Annotated in this window: 14 protein-coding genes; 2 read left to right on the top strand and 12 right to left on the bottom strand. The window is 41.4% G+C overall.

Features of this window, described 5'->3' with window-relative positions; genetic code table 11:
• Positions 1–86: 86 nt before the first annotated feature.
• The 3 genes from pulA to ADI74_RS04990 all read right to left on the bottom strand — a co-directional run bounded on the left by pulA (position 87) and on the right by ADI74_RS04990 (position 6,472).
• Positions 87–2,372 carry a type I pullulanase gene (gene pulA / locus ADI74_RS04980; protein WP_049537452.1) on the bottom strand — a complete coding sequence of 762 codons (2,286 nt, stop codon included), beginning with the start codon at positions 2,370–2,372 and terminating at the stop codon, positions 87–89.
• 153 nt (positions 2,373–2,525) lie between these two features.
• Positions 2,526–4,484, bottom strand: coding sequence for an NAD-dependent DNA ligase LigA (gene ligA / locus ADI74_RS04985; RefSeq protein ID WP_049537453.1), 1,959 nt, complete (start codon positions 4,482–4,484; stop codon positions 2,526–2,528).
• An 86-nt stretch (positions 4,485–4,570) separates the two neighbouring features.
• Positions 4,571–6,472, bottom strand: coding sequence for an ATP-binding cassette domain-containing protein (locus ADI74_RS04990; RefSeq protein WP_049537454.1), 1,902 nt, complete (start codon positions 6,470–6,472; stop codon positions 4,571–4,573).
• Positions 6,473–6,624: 152 nt separating this feature from the next.
• Here ADI74_RS04990 and ADI74_RS04995 point away from each other — a divergent pair, with 152 nt between their 5' ends.
• Both ADI74_RS04995 and ADI74_RS05000 read left to right on the top strand, forming a co-directional pair.
• Positions 6,625–8,343: a phospho-sugar mutase gene (locus ADI74_RS04995; RefSeq protein WP_049537455.1), complete on the top strand. Its 1,719-nt coding sequence runs from the start codon at positions 6,625–6,627 to the stop codon at positions 8,341–8,343.
• A 111-nt stretch (positions 8,344–8,454) separates the two neighbouring features.
• Positions 8,455–8,802 (top strand): thiol reductase thioredoxin, encoded by a 348-nt coding sequence (locus tag ADI74_RS05000; protein WP_049537457.1) that lies wholly within the window; start codon positions 8,455–8,457, stop codon positions 8,800–8,802.
• 37 nt (positions 8,803–8,839) lie between these two features.
• Here the strand turns inward: ADI74_RS05000 and ADI74_RS05005 are convergent, their stop codons facing one another.
• The 9 genes from ADI74_RS05005 to ADI74_RS05045 all read right to left on the bottom strand — a co-directional run bounded on the left by ADI74_RS05005 (position 8,840) and on the right by ADI74_RS05045 (position 17,261).
• Complete coding sequence (locus ADI74_RS05005) at positions 8,840–9,613, bottom strand: potassium channel family protein (RefSeq protein WP_049537459.1); 774 nt, start codon at positions 9,611–9,613, stop codon at positions 8,840–8,842.
• Positions 9,614–9,697: 84 nt separating this feature from the next.
• Positions 9,698–10,507, bottom strand: coding sequence for an MBL fold metallo-hydrolase (locus ADI74_RS05010; RefSeq protein WP_001289488.1), 810 nt, complete (start codon positions 10,505–10,507; stop codon positions 9,698–9,700).
• A gap of 1 nt (position 10,508) precedes the next feature.
• Positions 10,509–11,858, bottom strand: coding sequence for a cell wall metabolism sensor histidine kinase VicK (gene vicK, locus ADI74_RS05015; RefSeq protein WP_049537461.1), 1,350 nt, complete (start codon positions 11,856–11,858; stop codon positions 10,509–10,511).
• Positions 11,851–12,558, bottom strand: coding sequence for a response regulator YycF (gene yycF, locus ADI74_RS05020; RefSeq protein WP_000722063.1), 708 nt, complete (start codon positions 12,556–12,558; stop codon positions 11,851–11,853). Before yycF ends, vicK begins: the two co-directional genes overlap by 8 nt.
• Before the next feature lie 57 nt (positions 12,559–12,615).
• Positions 12,616–13,794, bottom strand: coding sequence for an A/G-specific adenine glycosylase (gene mutY / locus ADI74_RS05025; RefSeq protein WP_049537462.1), 1,179 nt, complete (start codon positions 13,792–13,794; stop codon positions 12,616–12,618).
• Between the two features lie 82 nt (positions 13,795–13,876).
• Positions 13,877–14,851 carry a phosphate acetyltransferase gene (gene pta, locus ADI74_RS05030; protein WP_049537464.1) on the bottom strand — a complete coding sequence of 325 codons (975 nt, stop codon included), beginning with the start codon at positions 14,849–14,851 and terminating at the stop codon, positions 13,877–13,879.
• Between the two features lie 43 nt (positions 14,852–14,894).
• Positions 14,895–15,791 (bottom strand): RluA family pseudouridine synthase, encoded by an 897-nt coding sequence (locus ADI74_RS05035; RefSeq protein ID WP_049537467.1) that lies wholly within the window; start codon positions 15,789–15,791, stop codon positions 14,895–14,897.
• Positions 15,788–16,606, bottom strand: a complete 819-nt coding sequence (locus tag ADI74_RS05040) for an NAD kinase (RefSeq protein ID WP_049537469.1) — start codon at positions 16,604–16,606, stop codon at positions 15,788–15,790. Before ADI74_RS05040 ends, ADI74_RS05035 begins: the two co-directional genes overlap by 4 nt.
• Positions 16,590–17,261 carry a GTP pyrophosphokinase gene (locus ADI74_RS05045; protein WP_000151560.1) on the bottom strand — a complete coding sequence of 224 codons (672 nt, stop codon included), beginning with the start codon at positions 17,259–17,261 and terminating at the stop codon, positions 16,590–16,592. The genes ADI74_RS05040 and ADI74_RS05045 overlap by 17 nt, the downstream gene beginning before the upstream one ends.
• Positions 17,262–17,322 lie beyond the last annotated feature (61 nt).

Raw genomic sequence — 17,322 nt, forward strand, 5'->3', positions numbered from 1 at the left:
GCAATACAGAACTAAATCCTTTGGATAAATTAATTGTCTAACTTTTTGGGGTCAGTACACAATCTAACCCTTTTTAGTTTATGAATTTAAGAGAGTACTTTAAGCACTGCGACACTAGTATTGTCGATTACATTCGACTCTTTTGAACGACTATTTGTCACAAGCATTTCCAGATTTCCTGCATTTTCAAAGTAGAAGGAAGTTCCCTTTGCATTAAATACGACCAATAGATGTTCTGGTCCCCCGTGAATCTCGTAAACAATCCATCCGCTATTCTCTGCAGCAGTGTGGACAAAGACATGACGGTAAACTTCTTCATACGTAGGATAAGAAAAGGCGCTAGTCTGTGTTTTCAGTCGAATAATCTGACGAACAAACTCAATGCTCTCTTGTCTTTCATTGATCAAATCCCAGTTTATTTGGTTGACACTGTCAGGAGCGTTGTAACTATTCATAGCACGTTCTCGGTCTGCGGGAGTGAGTTGTCCATCTTCACCTGTCGGAATTAACTTGGTTCGACCAAATTCTTGGCCAATTTCCATAAAGGACATTCCTTGCATGAGGAGGTTCATTGCTGTCGCTGTCTCAACCTTGCGCATAATCTGGTCTGAACTTTGATCAGGATGAAGAGTCGCTAGTAAATCATGAAGATTGTAATTGTCATGGGCTTCAACATAGTTGAGAACCTGGTTTGGACTCAGATAAGAGCCCAATTCTCGGCTACCAAGAATAGCCTTGGCTACGATTGGTTCGGTGGCTGCACCACTGACAAATCCTGACTTGATTGCACCATAAACTTCTCCTCCTTTGATCGCATCACGCTGATCATCGTTGAAGAATCCAATATTTGGCATCTGGTAGGCATTGTCCTTCTTGGCCTTATCATAAGGTGCAAGACCTGTTCCCATATCCCAGCCTTCTCCATAAGTGATAATACGGGGATCAACCTCATCTAGCGCCCAACGAATTGCTTGCATGGTTTTGACATCATGAATACCCATCAAGTCAAAACGGAAACCATCAATATTGTATTCTTTCACCCAGTATAGGAGAGAATCAATCATGTACTTACGGAACATTTCATGTTCACTGGCTGTTTCATTTCCTACACCTGTACCATTTTGGAAGGTTCCATCTCGGTTCATGCGGTAGTAATAATCTGGAACTGTTGTCTGGAAAGGCGCATCAACCGTTGAGAAGGTGTGATTATAAACCACGTCCATGATGACACCAATTCCTGCATCATGATAGGCCTGAACCATGGTTTTTAGATCTCGAACGACCTGTCCTGGATCATCTGGATTACTAGAGAAACTTGGTTCTGGTGCATTGTAGTTTTGAGGATCATAGCCCCAGTTATAGGTTACGTTTCCTTCCTCATCGTACTCCTTATGGCGATCAAAGATAGGCTGAAGTTGAACATAGTTGCAACCAAGTTCTTTGATATAGTCAAAGGCGGTTGCTTGTCCGAATTGGTTAGTCGTTCCTGTCTGCGCAGCGCCGAGGAAAGTTCCTCGGAGATGCTTTGCCACTCCAGATGTTGGAGATTTGGTCAAATCTCGGATATGCATTTCACAGATAACAGCTTTACATGGATTTTCCAAACGCCAAGGAGCTTCTGTCCCATGTTTGACTTCAAATCCATCTACTTGTCTCTCTTTGTGTGAGAGAATAACAGAACGTTTTCCGTCAGGACTGGTTGCAATTGTATAAGGATCTCTTGTCAAACTCTTGTGATGAGGGAATTCAATCTGATACTGATAAGCCTTGCCAGCAAGATTTTCATCTAAATCTAGACCCCAAACACCAATGGTATTGTACTTATGACTATATGAATAGCTATTCCCACGCTCTAGATTATAGGTTTTCCAAATCGGAGCATCGTTGCTGGTATTTTCATAGACAACTACCTGTACAGCTGTAGCTGTAGGAGCCCAAAGTTTAAAGCTTGTCTGATAATCTGAAAGACTATAACCTAGTTCTCCTTGGTAGCCCCAGTGGTGATCGTAGCTAGCGCTATGGATTGCTTTATCAAAAGCAAATGGATTTTGATCTTTGTAGTAAGGACTAGCAATGGCTGGATTTTCAGAATAATAAACCGTCTCGTCGCCCTCTAAAATCCAAACTTCTGTCAGAAGCGGATAGTAGTTATAACGCACTGGATATTCCTTAATATTTCCATTAATCTCAACTGAGAATTTTAGGTTTTCTAACTTTTCTTGACTTGTAACTGTGAAAGAGAACTTTGCTCCAAAAAAGTCATTCTCATAATACAATTTTTCAACATTGTCCGCCTGTTTTCTACTAAATGAACAAGCAGTATAATCCCCATTCTTTCGATGAAAATGGATGACTACTGGGTATCTAAACATTTCTTTTCCTAATTTCTAATTTCAATTTAATTTTTTTATGTGGTGCTGATAGATTCAGCAATTTAATCTCTGACTGACAATAGACTCAATCTATGTAAAAAAATTCAGGAGAGATTATTTCTGACTATCTAAGACCTAGCTGGCTGCTATTCTTTACAAACTTTCCAACCAAGCTTCATCTCGAACTTCGATACCAAGTTCTTGTGCTTTTTGGAGCTTGCTTCCTGCATCCGCTCCTGCTACGACTAGATCTGTTTTCTTGGATACACTGCCTGTTACCTTAGCTCCCAGACTTTCGAGTTTGCTTTTTGCTTTTGAGCGCGTGAGACGTTCCAATTTTCCTGTCAGAACTACTGTCAAACCTGACAAGGCTGCATCTGCTACTACAGTCTGACCTTTGTAGGCCAGATTGACCCCTGCCTCTTTCAACTCATCTAAGAGAATCTTAGACCCTTCGGTAGCAAAATAGGTCTGAAGGCTTTGGGCAATTACACCACCCAAGCTTTCAATACTTGCCACTTCCTCTGGATCTGCCTGAGCCAGATTTTCAATCGTATGGAAATGTTGGAGCAAGAGCTGACTAGCCTTACTTCCGACATGGCGAATACCCAAGCCAAATAAAAGCTTCTCAGCTGAGTTTTCCTTAGATGCTTGAATAGCCTGATACAGTTTTGACGCAGACTTTTCCTTAACACCTTCTAAAAGAAGGAAATCGTCTTCTTTCAAACGGTAGATATCCGCCACATCCTTTACTAAATTGGCAGCAAAGAGTTTCTCAACTATGGAAGGACCAAGGCCTGTAATATTCATGGCATCACGAGAGGCAAAGTGAATCAAACCTTCCATGATTTGGGCAGGACAGCGAGGATTGATACAACGTAAAGCAACCTCATCTTCAAAATGAAGTAACTGACTGTCACAGCTCGGACAGTTAGTCGGAATATCTAGTTTTTCTTCAGAAACACGCTTGGACTCTACCACACGCAAAACAGCAGGAATGATATCTCCAGCCTTATAAACGATAACCGTATCGTCTTTGCGAATATCTTTTTCAGCAATATAGTCTACGTTGTGTAGGGTCGCACGGCTAACGGTCGTACCAGCAAGCTTAACAGGTGTAAGATTTGCAGTTGGCGTGACAACCCCAGTACGGCCTACTGTCCAGTCAACTGAAAGGAGCTGGGATTCTTTTTCCTCAGCAGGAAATTTGTAGGCCACTGCCCACTTAGGCGCTTTAACTGTAAAACCGAGTTCTTCTTGACCTGCTAAGTCATTGACTTTGATAACCACTCCATCAATATCGTAAGGGAGCTGTTCCCGTTCTTGTCCTACTTCTTGGATAAAATTCCATATCTCATCCATGCTTTCAGCCAAGATTCGTTTAGGATTAACTACAAAACCAAGTTGTTCAAGATGCTTCAAGACTTTTTCTTGACTATCTCGAGTTGAAGGACTAGCTTCTTGATAGAGAAAAGTCGCAAGATTGCGCTTGGCAACTACTGCTGTATCCAACTGACGGAGGGTTCCTGCTGCTGCATTACGAGGATTAGCAAATTCAGGCTCTCCATTTTCTTGGCGAGCTTGGTTGACCAGATCAAAGGAAGCGCGTGGCATGTAACACTCCCCACGAACGGTAATATCAAGTTTTTCTGGCAAGGTTAGTGGAATATCCTTGACGCGCTTGAGATTTTCAGTGATATTCTCACCAATAGAACCATCCCCACGTGTCGCACCGACTACCAAAATTCCCTTTTCATACGTAAGCGAGATAGACAAACCATCGATTTTCAACTCACAGATATAAGTGGGATGAGGTAATTCCTTTCTCACACGCGCATCAAAAGCTTCTAACTCTTCACGTGAAAAAGCATCCTGCAAACTATAAAGAGGATACTGATGACTGTATTTTTCAAAACCATTTAAAACCTTACCACCAACACGATGGGTTGGACTGTCTGCTAAAACTTGATCTGGATAGGCAGCTTCCAACTCGACCAACTCTCGGTAGAGGCGATCGTACTCGCTATCTGAAACCGAAGGATTGTCACTCGTATAGTACTCGCTCGCATAGCGGTTGAGTAAGGCAACTAACTCATTCATTCTTTTATTCATAAAACCATTTTACCACAAACCAAGCCCTCCTCACAATGGAGAAGGGCTGAAAAAATAACAAGATTATCAAAAAATAATAAAATTTCTTACACCTGCTCCGATAATTCTTCCCATTCAAGCATAGCCGCTTCCTGACGATGGTTGATTTTTTCCAGTTCAGCCTGCAATTCCATGAGCTTTTCAGCATCGTTGATTTCCAACATTTGTTCAGAAATAGTTTGGCTTTGACTTTCTAACTCTTCGATTTCAGCTTCTAGACTTTCGATTTGTCGCATGAGCTTACGGGCTTCTTTTTGACTTTCTTTCTGGGCTTGGTAGTCATTAGCTGGACTTGCTTCTTTTGCTTGATTGCTAGTTAAAAGTTCCTCATTCTGTCTTACTTCTACTTCTGCCTTCTTTTCAACATAGTAGTCATAGTCTCCTAGATAGAGGGTCGAACCATTTTCGGACAATTCCAAAACATGAGTAGCTACGCGATTGATAAAGTAACGGTCGTGGCTGACGAAAAGAAGGGTTCCATCAAAGTCTATCAAGGCATTTTCTAGCACTTCCTTGCTATCAATATCCAAGTGGTTGGTTGGCTCGTCCAAAATCAAGAAGTTATTGTTTTCCATTGAAAGTTTGGCAAGCAACAAACGAGCCTTCTCGCCACCAGACAGCATGCCTACTGACTTTTTGACATCTTCTCCTGAGAAAAGGAAGGCACCTAGGCGGTTGCGGATCTCAACTTCAGGTGTCAGTTTAAAATCATTCCAGAGTTCATCGAGTACAGTATTACTTGGTGTTAGCTTGCTTTGAGTCTGATCATAGTATCCAACCTCAACATTGGCACCAAAACGCTTCTCTCCCTTGATAAAAGGGATCTGGTCTACTATTGACTTGATAAAGGTTGACTTCCCAATGCCGTTTGGTCCGACAATCGCAACAGCATTCATCTTACGAAGGTCTAGGTTGATAGGTTCTGATAATATTTCTCCATCATAGCCAATAGCAGCATTTTCAACAGTCAGGACAACATTGCCCGATGTTTTTTCCGACTGGAAGGTCATATTGGCTGATTTCTTGCCAGCTTCAGGCTTGTCCAAGCGCTCCATTTTTTCCAGTTGTTTACGGCGCGATTGGGCACGTTTAGTTGTCGAAGCCCTTACTAGATTGCGATTAACAAAATCTTCCAGAGCAGCGATTTCCTTCTGCTGTTTTTCATAGTTTTTTGCCTCAGTTGCTAGTTTTTGCTCTTTTTGTTCAACATAATGAGAGTAATTCCCCACATAGCGATCCAAAGAATGCTTGGTCAAATCGAGCGTAATTGTTGCAACCTTGTCCAAGAAATAACGGTCGTGACTGACAATGATGAGAGCGCCACTGTAGTTCACCAAGTAATTCTCTAGCCAGGCTATCGTTTCAATATCCAAGTGGTTGGTTGGCTCGTCCAAGACCAAGAGATTTGATTTTTCAAGGAGCATTTTGGCCAGCGCTAGACGAGTATTTTGACCACCAGAAAGCTCAGCAATTTTCGTCTGCCACATAGATTCATCAAACTTGAAACCATTTAAGATAGCACGGATATCAGCTTCGTAGGTAAAGCCACCAGCCTGACGGAAATTTTCTGACAAACGATCATAATCCGCCATCAGTTTATCCAAATCTTCACCAGACTTTTCACCCATCTCCAACTCCATCTTACGCAGTTGCTCCTCAGTCCGACGCAAGTCATCAAAGACATGAAGCATTTCATCGTAGATGGTATTTTCAGACTCAAAACGGCTATCTTGGGCTAGGTAAGACAAAGAAACATCTTTTTTCTTATTGATTTCTCCACTGGTCGGCTCCTCTTCCCTAACCAAAATCTTTAAAAGAGTAGACTTACCTGCTCCATTTTTTCCAACTAGGGCAATTCTGTCTCGTTCATCAACTTGCAAATTGATATTATCAAAAAGAACTTCACCTGCAAAAGAACGTTCAATTTTATTAGCTTGTAAAATAATCATATAGGTAGTATAGCATGTTTCCCTAAGGGGTTCAAGACTATAGAATCCATTTCATTTCAAGCTTTTTCAGAAAGTTATGCTAACGTTTTACTAAATTGATAAATCGTGATATAATGAAAGCGATTAAAGCAAATAAACAAAGGAGACACTCTATGACTTACCAAGAAAATTATCAAAAATGGGTCGATTTTGCTGAACTTCCAGACTACCTTCGTCAAGATTTGGAAAACATGGACGAAAAGACAAAGGAAGACGCCTTCTATACCAATCTTGAATTTGGTACTGCTGGTATGCGTGGTTTGATCGGTGCTGGTACAAATCGTATCAATATCTATGTTGTCCGTCAAGCGACTGAAGGTTTGGCTCGTTTGATTGAGTCAAAAGGTGGAAATGAAAAAGAACGCGGTGTGGCAATTGCCTACGATAGCCGTCACTTCTCACCTGAGTTTGCCTTTGAATCTGCGGCAGTTCTTGCTAAACACGGTATCAAATCTTACGTATTTGAAAGCCTCCGTCCAACTCCTGAACTTTCATTCGCTGTTCGTCACCTCAACTGTTTCGCAGGTATCATGATTACTGCCAGTCATAACCCTGCTCCATTTAACGGTTATAAGGTTTACGGAGAAGACGGTGGACAAATGCCTCCACACGATGCAGACGCTTTGACTACTTATATTCGTGCTATCGAAAATCCATTCGCTGTGGAAGTTGCTGATGTCGAAGCAGAAAAAGCTTCTGGCTTGATTGAAGTTATCGGCGAAGCTGTCGATGTGGAATACCTTAAAGAAGTTAAGGACGTAAACATCAACCCAACCTTGATTGAAGAATTTGGTAAAGACATGAAGATTGTCTACACACCACTCCATGGTACTGGTGAAATGTTGGCTCGTCGTGCTCTTGCCCAAGCCGGATTTGACTCTGTTCAAGTCGTCGAAGCGCAAGCAACTCCAGACCCTGATTTCTCTACTGTGAAATCTCCAAACCCAGAAAGCCAAGCAGCCTTTGCCCTTGCTGAAGAACTCGGACGCAAAGTTGGTGCAGATGTTCTTGTTGCAACTGACCCGGACGCTGACCGTGTTGGAGTTGAAGTTCTTCAAAAAGATGGCAGCTACCTCAACCTCTCAGGTAACCAAATCGGTGCCATCATGGCTAAGTACATCTTGGAAGCCCACAAAAACGCTGGAACTCTTCCTGAAAATGCAGCCCTCTGCAAGTCTATCGTATCAACTGACTTGGTAACGAAGATTGCTGAGAGCTACGGCGCAACTATGTTCAACGTCCTAACTGGTTTCAAATTTATCGCTGAAAAGATTCAAGAATTCGAAGAAAAACACAACCACACCTACATGATGGGATTTGAAGAAAGCTTCGGTTACTTGATCAAACCATTCGTACGTGATAAAGATGCTATTCAAGCTGTTCTTGTCGTTGCTGAACTTGCTGCCTACTACCGTTCACGTGGTTTGACACTTGCTGATGGTATCGAAGAAATCTACAAAGAATACGGCTACTACGCTGAAAAGACAATCTCTGTTACCCTTTCTGGTGTTGATGGTGCAGAACAAATCAAAGCCATTATGGCTAAGTTCCGTAACAATGCTCCAAAAGAATGGAACACAACAGCTATCACTGTCGTAGAAGACTTCAAGGCTCAAACTGCTACTGCTGCTGACGGTACTGTTACAAACTTGACAACTCCTCCAAGTGATGTTTTGAAATACACACTTGCTGACGGTTCATGGATTGCTGTTCGCCCTTCTGGTACTGAACCAAAAATCAAATTCTACATTGCCGTTGTGGGTGAAAGTAATGAAGATTCACAAGCTAAGATTGCCAACATCGAAGCAGAAATCAATGCTTTTGTTAAATAAGAAATTATAAAAGATGAGACCAACCAATCTCATCTTTTTTTCGTATCAAATCTAAGCATTTTTAGAAACTTTATGGCATACTAGACTTATCAATGAAAGCGAGGTAATCTCATGGAACATTTTTTAGAAAACATCAAAAACCTTGAAGTCACTACAGTTGCGCGTGCACAAGAAGCACTCGATAATAAAGAAACAGCAACCTTCTTTATTGGCCGTAAAACTTGCCCTTACTGCCGTAAATTTGCAGGCACATTGGCAGGTGTCGTAGCTGAAACTAAAGCTCACATCTACTTCATCAACAGTGAAGAACCAAGCCAACTCAATGAATTGCAAGAATTCCGCTCACGTTATGGAATTCCAACCGTACCAGGATTTGTTCATATTGCAGATGGCCAAATCAATGTCCGTTGCGACTCTTCCATGTCAGCACAAGAAATCAAAGAATTTGCAGGATTGTAAAAAAGCCACTCGTTGAGTGGTTTTTGTATGGTCTAAATTACTTTTTTTCAAGCAAATCTTGTATCATTCTATGTAGTTCTTCTATCTTCTCGGATTGCCTCTCTAGTAACATTCTCTGACTAGACAATTCATCTTGGAGTTTATCGAGTTTTATCTGTTCATCTGGATTCTCTTTCACGAAAAAATTCGTCAAGGAACTCGTTAACATCCCTATTGTTCCAATACCAACAAGCATTAATAAAACAGCTAACCACTTCCCAAAAATCGATGCAGGAACAATATCTCCATAACCAACAGTCGTTACCGTTACAAGCGCCCACCAAAGACTATCCGAAAAAGATTTTTCTTCAACAACTGATAAAATTGAACTCCCTACCAGTACAATAAAGGAATTGAGATAGAAAATATAAAGTAAGCCATTTGTCCGTAAGAGTTTGCTAACCTTCTTTTCCAACTTGCCAGTCAATCCTACGATTCTTAAAAGATGAGTGAGTTTCAGTAATTTTGTCAGTCTTGCTAAGCGGAAGATACGCCCTAATCGAAATACTGTAAAAATAGCGTTTAAAGGAAGTATAGCTAACAAGTCAAAGATATTTTCAAGGATAAATCGCCATTTTCCTTGGCTTGAAAAGAAGCGCCAACCATAATCTACCACAAAAACAAACCAAATCAGTAAATCAATGATGCTGTAGGGAGGATTGTCCAAATCAATCATTTCCGCAAATCCAAGCAAAACCAGAACAACCGATATCAGTGCTAGAATGATAATCGTTGTATCATAGTAATCTCTAAATAACCATTTTTTCTTCAAAATATTACTCCTATATATTTTTAATCATTATACCACACTAAATCCCTGATAAATACATAAGAAAAGAAGGCTCTCGCCTTCTTTTTATATATCTGTTAATGGTGTTGCGGTATCTGGGGAGGTGTCGTAAACCTTAAAGTCAACTCCGACTCCCAGATCGGCTTGGGCCAGCTGATTGACCATGGTCATATGAGCCAGCTCCTTGATATTGTTCTCTTTGGACAAGTGGCCAAGGTAGATTTTCTTGGTTCGATTTCCCATGGCACGAATCATGGCCTCAGCTCCGTCTTCGTTAGAGAGGTGGCCAAGATCAGATAGGATACGTTGTTTGAGTCGCCAAGCATAAGAACCTGCTCGTAAGATTTCCACGTCGTGGTTGGATTCGATGAGATAACCGTCAGCATTCTCAACAATTCCTGCCATACGATCACTAACATAACCTGTGTCAGTCAACATGACAAAACTCTTATCATCCTTCATAAAGCGATAAAACTGGGGTGCTGCGGCATCATGACTAACCCCAAAACTCTCAATATCGATATCGCCAAAGGTTTTGGTTTTTCCCATTTCAAAAATGTGTTTCTGGGATGAATCCACCTTACCGAGGTATTTGCTATTTTCCATGGCCTGCCAGGTTTTTTCATTGGCGTAAAGGTCCATGCCATATTTGCGAGCCAAGACACCGACTCCATGAATATGGTCTGAATGCTCATGCGTAATCAAAATCGCATCCAAATCTTCAGGTTTACGATTGATTTCACTCAAAAGACTGGTAATTTTCTTACCAGACAAGCCTGCATCCACTAATATTTTCTTTTTTGGGGTTTCCAGATAAAAGGAATTTCCACTGGAACCTGATGCTAAAATACTGTATTTAAAGCCTATTTCACTCATTCTAGTCTTCTATTTCGTCCTCCCATATTTCTTCTTTTACGGCATCCTTATCATAAGGGAGCACGATGGTAAAGGTTGAGCCCTTACCGTATTCACTTTTGGCCCAAATAAAGCCATTGTGTTGTTTGATGATTTCTTTTGCGATGGCTAGACCTAGCCCAGTTCCACCTTGGGCACGACTTCTTGCGCGATCCACACGGTAAAAACGGTCAAAAATCTTCGGCAAATCTTGTTTTGGAATACCTAGACCTTGGTCTTTGATGGATAAAATCATCTGGTCGTCAGTTGTTTTCATACTGACAGTGATTTTCCCACCATCTGGTGAGTACTTGATGGCATTGTTGAGAATATTATCAATCACCTGGGTCATTTTATCAGTATCAATCTCAATCCAAACTGAATTGATTGGGTAATCTCGAACTAGCTCATATTTTTTCTCTTGATCCTGACCTCGCATCTTGTCAAAACGGTTAAGGATAAAGGTGATGAAAGCTGTAAAGTTAATCAACTCCACATCCAACTGAGTGGTCGCATTATCAATACGAGAGAGATGCAAGAGATCTGTCACCATCCGCATCATGCGGTTGGTTTCATCAAGCGAAACCTTGATAAAATCAGGGGCTACAGGATCATACAAGGCGCCCTCGTCCAAGGCTTCAAGATAAGATTTAACACTGGTCAAAGGAGTTCTCAACTCATGACTTACATTTGAAACGAAGAGTCTTCTCTCACGTTCTTCCTTCTCCTGCTCGGTCGTATCATGTAAAACAGCAACCAAACCAGAGATGAAACCTGACTCACGACGAACCAGAGCGAAACGTACACGAAGACTCAGGTATTCACCATTCACATCTTGGGAATCAATCATCAACTCAGGAATCTGTGTAATCAGGTCACGCAGTTCATACTCATCCTCTATCTTAAGCAATTCTAAAATGCTTTTATTAAGGACATCTTCTTTCTGAACACCTAATTGTTTCTTGGCCATGTCATTAATCATGATAATCTGGCCACGGCGATTGGTCGCAAGAACGCCATCTGTCATGTAAGAAAGAATACTGTTCAATCGTTTACTCTCTTGTTCCAGATTTTCTTGGGTCAAACGAATAACTTCTGACAAATCATTGAGATTATTGGTGATATTGGTGATTTCTGTACTTCCTTGCAAGTCCAAAACTTGAGAATAATCACCTGCAATCAAGTCCTTAACCTTTTGATTTATCCCCTTCAGACGGATATTATCCCGACGATTTTCCAGTAAGAGCAAGGTCACCACCAGGATAAAACCAAGTAAAATCAGGATAAAGATAAAATCGCTGGTCAGAATAGTTTGTCTAATATCTTCAATCATTATTTCTCATATAGTAGCCAACACCACGACGGGTGAGGATATACTCTGGACGGCTTGGAGTATCTTCAATTTTTTCACGCAAACGTCTAATGGTCACGTCCACTGTACGAACATCACCAAAATAATCATAACCCCAAACAGTCTCAAGCAAGTGTTCACGCGTAATCACTTGTCCAATATGGGAAGCCAAGTGATATAAGAGCTCAAACTCACGGTGGGTCAAATCTAATTCCTCACCGTATTTTTTGGCCACGTAAGCGTCTGGAACAATTTCCAAATCGCCAATCTGAAGTGGCTGGGATTTCTTCTCATCAGACTCTTGACTATCAACTGAAACCAAGTCGGTACGGCGAAGTAAAGCCTTGACACGCGCCTGCAATTCACGATTTGAGAAGGGCTTTGTGACATAATCATCTGCCCCTAGTTCCAAACCGATAACCTTGTCAAACTCGCTATCCTTAGCTGACAGCATAATGATAGGAACACTACTGGTCTTGCGAATGGCTTTGGCTACTTCTAAACCATCGATTTCTGGGAGCATCAAGTCGAGGATAATAATGTCGGGTTGCTCAGCTTCAAATAGCTCGATTGCCTCACGACCGTTAAAGGCTGTTACAACTTCGTAGCCTTCTTTGGTCATATTGAACTTAATAATATCTGAGATTGGTTTCTCATCATCTACAATTAATATTTTTTTCATAAGATCACCTTTTTCTTTTTCTATTATAACAAAAAAATGGAAAGAAGACACAAATGGCTAATCCCAGTCCCCATCTCCAAGAACTGTTTTATAAGCCTGCCAAATCTTTTGTTGAGGTTTCGCGAGGGGGTAGTCAGCAAACTCTTGAGGAGAGAGCCAGCGAATTTCTCTGTCAGAGAACTGTTTTGATTTTGTCACCTGACCTGATAGGATTTGAATATGCCATTTACGATGACTAAAGACATGCTTGACTTGGTCAAATACTTGCTGGGACCAATCAACCTCCAAATCATAATCCTGCTCAAAACTTTCTTGGGGGCTTGGTCCAAATGCACTGCTTTCCTCTTTGACTTGAGAAAAAAGATCTAGCTGATCATCTTCTCTAGAAAACTCTTCGACTTCAATCAAGGGGAAATGCCAAAATCCAGCTAGCAGTTTTTCGCTTTCATTTTTCTCTAGTAAGTATTGACCTCGATCATTGCGCACAACCAAAGCCTTGAGATAGATTGGAAGAGGCTTTTTCTTAGGTTCTTTAATCGGATATCGATCCATAGTTCCCTTCTGATAGGCTGCGCTAAAGTCTTTAACAGGACTTTCTTCAGGTCGAGGATTAACTGGAGACTCAATATCAGAGCCCAGGTCCATCAAAGCTTGATTAAAATCCCCTGGCCGTTTCGGATCAATCAAGATTTCCATCATGGCTTGGAAAATCTTTCGATTACTAGGAACTCCGATATCATAATTTACCTCAAACAAGCGAGATAAAACTCGCATGACATTGCCATCAACTGCTGGCTCGGGTAGATTAAAAGCGATACTGGAAATTGCTCCCGCAGTATAGGGGCCAATCCCTTTCAAGCTAGAAATTCCTTCGTAAGTGTTTGGAAATTTCCCTTCAAAGTCTGTCATAATCTGCTGAGCCGCCGACTGCATATTGCGTACGCGAGAATAATAGCCCAACCCCTCCCAAGCTTTCAATAAAGGCTCCTCAGGCGCATTTGCCAAACTTTCAACAGTTGGAAACCAGTCCAAAAATCGTTCATAGTAGGGAATAACCGTATCTACCCTAGTCTGCTGAAGCATGATTTCAGAAACCCAGATATGATAAGGATTTTTACTTCTACGCCAAGGTAAATCCCGTTTGTTTTCATCGTACCAGTTGAGGAGTTTCTCACGGAAAGAGGAAATCTTCTCCTCCGGCCACATGTCAACACCGTATTCTTTCAAATCTAACATATATCTAGTATAACATAGAAGCTTCTAACTGTCCTTTTCTTAGCGCTAAAAAGCCTCTTCCTAAAGGAAAGAGGCCTATTTCTTATTGATGAACCGCTTGAGCTGCAGTAATTAGTGTAAGATTATATACATCATCTGAGCTACATCCACGTGAAAGGTCATTAACTGGCTTATTCAAACCTTGTAAAACAGGACCTACAGCCGAGAAACCACCGAGACGTTCTGCAATCTTGTAACCGATATTTCCAGCTTCTATACTTGGGAAGATGAATACAGTTGCTTGTCCAGCTACTTTACTTCCTGGAGCTTTCAAAGCTGCCGTTTCAGGGTGGAAGGCCGCATCAAATTGCAATTCCCCATCTATTTCAAGATCTGGACGTAGTTCGTGCGCACGTTGTGTAGCTGCTACTACCTTATCAACGTTCTCACCAAAACCAGAACCTTTACTTGAATAGCTCAACATAGCAATTTTGGGTTCGATGCCAAACATTTTCGCAGTGATTGCTGAGTTAATAGCAATTTCAGCTAAGTCATCAGCATCAGGATTAATGTTGATCGCACAGTCTCCGAAAAGATAACGTTCTGAACCACGAGTCATCAAGAAGGCACCTGAAGTACGAGTAACATTAGGACGAGTTTTAATGATTTGAAGGGCTGGACGAACTGTTGCAGCAGTTGAGTGAAGTGCACCTGAAACCATACCGTCAACCAAGCCCATATATACTAGCATTACACCAAAGTAGTTAACGTCTTCACGCAAGAGTCTACCAGCTTCTTCTTCTGATATCTTACCGTTACGACGTTCAACGAGCGCAGCAACCATTTCGTCAAACTTAGCGTAGTGGTCAGGGTCGATAACTTCGTAACCTTCAGTGACCCCTTCGATTTCAAGGTAGATTTTAATTTTTTCAGGTTTACCAAGCAATACTGGGATGACATCTGTTTCTTTAACCAAACGTTTTGTCGCTTGAAGGATACGAGGTTCTTTCCCTTCAGGGAGAACGATGCGTACATTTTTACCAACCAGGTTGGCTTTGAGACTTTCAAAAACTTCCATGAGTTTTCTCCTTTAATAAAATAAATTATACTCCAAATAGTTTTTAAAGAGTATTAGTTGATAACTGAGTAATAAGATTGCTGAAATCATCCGGTAAGGGGCTTTCTAGCTGCAAATCGTGCTCTAGAAAAGGATGATAAAAAGATAAATAATGACAATGCAGAGCCTGACGTTGAATACCGTCATCCAGACTACCACCATACAAATCGTCTCCCAACAAGGGAAAACCGATATGAGAAAAATGCACTCTAATCTGATGGGTTCGCCCAGTATGCAATCGAATATCGATCAGGTGAATATCTCCATAAGACGCTACAACTTTGTAAGAAGTATGGGCGTATTTTCCACCCTTGGCAACCCTTCTCGTGATAATGGAGTCCACATCACGCGCAATCGGGGCAATAATCTCCCCTTCTGGTTCCAAATCCCCATTGCCCTTAACCAAGGCAAAGTAACGTTTTTCGATAGACTTTCGTTGCAGTTGCTTGTCTAATCGTGCATGAGCATAACCGTGCTTGGCAAAGAGCATCAAACCAGATGTATCCCGATCCAGTCTGGTCACGATATGAACCTGCTGGTTTTCATATTCCTGCTTAACATAGTAGCCTTTGATAAAATTCGCAATGGTATTAGAATGATTGACACTGGGGATGGAAGCTACTCCATAAGGCTTATTCAAAACCAAAAAGTGGTCATCCTCATACAGAATATCTAAAGGACGGTCAATGGCTTCAAGGGTTTCAAAGCCTTCCTCTGCTGGAATATCAATGGTAACCCTATCTCCAATATCTAAGAGATAAGTTGCATTCTGAGGTTGATTATTGACTAGGATAGCCCCACCTCGAAACTTTATCTTAGCCAACAGTCCTTTAGAAACCTCGTGTTTCTTCAGAAAGGTTTTGACCTTGACATGCTCATCTGCGGTAAATTCGAACCTCATTCATCCACCTCGCCTATGAAGGCATCTTTAACCCGATTCCAGAAACTAGTGTGACTTGGAGTCGCTAGGAAGTGAATCTTGTGATGGTCGATTTGGTAGTCAATCCGTTCTATATTTCGGAAAGAATAGGTACTATTGTCAACAGATAGCGTGTGATAGTCATTACGAGTCGGTAAAAGCTCAATTTTGTCTTTCTTCGGAACAATAATTGACGAACCTAGAGTCCGATAAACTCGATTATTGAGACTTGCAATTTCAGTCAGTTGCAAGGCTTCAATGGTAGGATGCAAGACCGCTCCTCCCAAGGATTTGTTATAGGCAGTGCTCCCTGTTGGCGTTGAAACAGTCACACCATCTCCACGAAAGCGCTCGAATGGAACGTGGTTAATGATGATATCTGCAACCATGGTGCGATCTGACCGACGGATGCTCGCTTCATTTAGAGCACGGAAGGTTTTTACATCACCGTTTTCAAGAGTCACTTTGACATTCAGGACTGGATAAGAAACCTTGGCTCCAGAATCCAGTTGGAGATTAGCAACCAACTGGTCCAACTCAAAGTCACGGTAATCCGTGTAAAATCCTAAGTGTCCTGTATGTACACCTACAAATCGAACCTTGTCTAACTGGTTCTCATACTTGTGAAAGGCAGACAAAAGCATCCCATCACCACCAATCGAAATGACGATATCGGGATTTGTATCATTGATTATAAAATGCTGTTTTTTGAGTTTTTCCCTCAGTTTATGTAAAACTTTCTGACTCTGCGGCTTTCTATTAGCTATGAGGTCAACTCGCTTACCTGTATTCTTCATCTGTATCGTCACTATTTCCTACACCGTCGTTTAGTTTTCTACTCAAAGGATCAAAGAGCGCCTGAGCTTCCTGAATGTCATCTCGAATCTTGCCCATTTCTTCATCTAGCTGATGAGCTATTTTGGCAGTGATTTCCAGTCTTTCTTTTATTTCCTCTGGAAAGTCCCCCTGGTACTTATAATTGAGTGAATGCTCAATGGTAGCCCAAAAGTTCATAGCCAAGGTCCGAATTTGAATCTCGGCGAGAATGGTCTTAGCCCCATTTATCGTATCTACAGTATATTCGACAACAACATGATAAGAACGATAACCCGACGCCTTACGATGGTTGATATAATCTCGTTCCTGAACGACTCTCATATCGTGACGTTTACGTAGAATTGCGACAACTTCTTCCACGTCATCAACAAACTGAACCATGACACGTAGCCCTGCGATATCTTGCAAGTCATTTTCCAGAGTTGCATAAGTAATTCCTCGACGAGCCATTTTTTCTTTGATACTTTCAATCGGTTTTACACGACCAGTTACAAACTCGATCGGAGAATGCTTGTTTTGCTTACGGTACTGTTTGCGAATCCCACGAAGTTTAATCTTCAATTCACCAACAGCTTGAATGTAAGGATCTAAAAATTCTTCCCATTCTATGGTCATATTTTCTCCCTTTTAGTATGAGATTGTGCTGTTAAAAATTTTTGATTTTTTCACTACAATC

This window comes from Streptococcus pseudopneumoniae, assembly GCF_001074565.1.
In the GTDB taxonomy this organism is placed as follows: Bacteria; Bacillota; Bacilli; order Lactobacillales; family Streptococcaceae; genus Streptococcus; species Streptococcus pseudopneumoniae_J.

What these genes read in the sequence shown, in the direction of transcription:
- ligA (WP_049537453.1), bottom strand. Translation starts at nt 4,484, where the DNA reads ATGAATAAAAGAATGAATGAGTTAGTTGCCTTACTCAACCGCTATGCG.
- mutY (WP_049537462.1), bottom strand. Translation starts at nt 13,794, where the DNA reads ATGTTAGATTTGAAAGAATACGGTGTTGACATGTGGCCGGAGGAGAAG.
- yycF (WP_000722063.1), bottom strand. Translation starts at nt 12,558, where the DNA reads ATGAAAAAAATATTAATTGTAGATGATGAGAAACCAATCTCAGATATT.
- ADI74_RS05000 (WP_049537457.1), top strand. Translation starts at nt 8,455, where the DNA reads ATGGAACATTTTTTAGAAAACATCAAAAACCTTGAAGTCACTACAGTT.
- ADI74_RS05040 (WP_049537469.1), bottom strand. Translation starts at nt 16,606, where the DNA reads ATGAAGAATACAGGTAAGCGAGTTGACCTCATAGCTAATAGAAAGCCG.
- pulA (WP_049537452.1), bottom strand. Translation starts at nt 2,372, where the DNA reads ATGTTTAGATACCCAGTAGTCATCCATTTTCATCGAAAGAATGGGGAT.
- ADI74_RS05045 (WP_000151560.1), bottom strand. Translation starts at nt 17,261, where the DNA reads ATGACCATAGAATGGGAAGAATTTTTAGATCCTTACATTCAAGCTGTT.
- pta (WP_049537464.1), bottom strand. Translation starts at nt 14,851, where the DNA reads ATGGAAGTTTTTGAAAGTCTCAAAGCCAACCTGGTTGGTAAAAATGTA.
- ADI74_RS04995 (WP_049537455.1), top strand. Translation starts at nt 6,625, where the DNA reads ATGACTTACCAAGAAAATTATCAAAAATGGGTCGATTTTGCTGAACTT.
- ADI74_RS04990 (WP_049537454.1), bottom strand. Translation starts at nt 6,472, where the DNA reads ATGATTATTTTACAAGCTAATAAAATTGAACGTTCTTTTGCAGGTGAA.
- ADI74_RS05035 (WP_049537467.1), bottom strand. Translation starts at nt 15,791, where the DNA reads ATGAGGTTCGAATTTACCGCAGATGAGCATGTCAAGGTCAAAACCTTT.
- vicK (WP_049537461.1), bottom strand. Translation starts at nt 11,858, where the DNA reads ATGATTGAAGATATTAGACAAACTATTCTGACCAGCGATTTTATCTTT.
- ADI74_RS05010 (WP_001289488.1), bottom strand. Translation starts at nt 10,507, where the DNA reads ATGAGTGAAATAGGCTTTAAATACAGTATTTTAGCATCAGGTTCCAGT.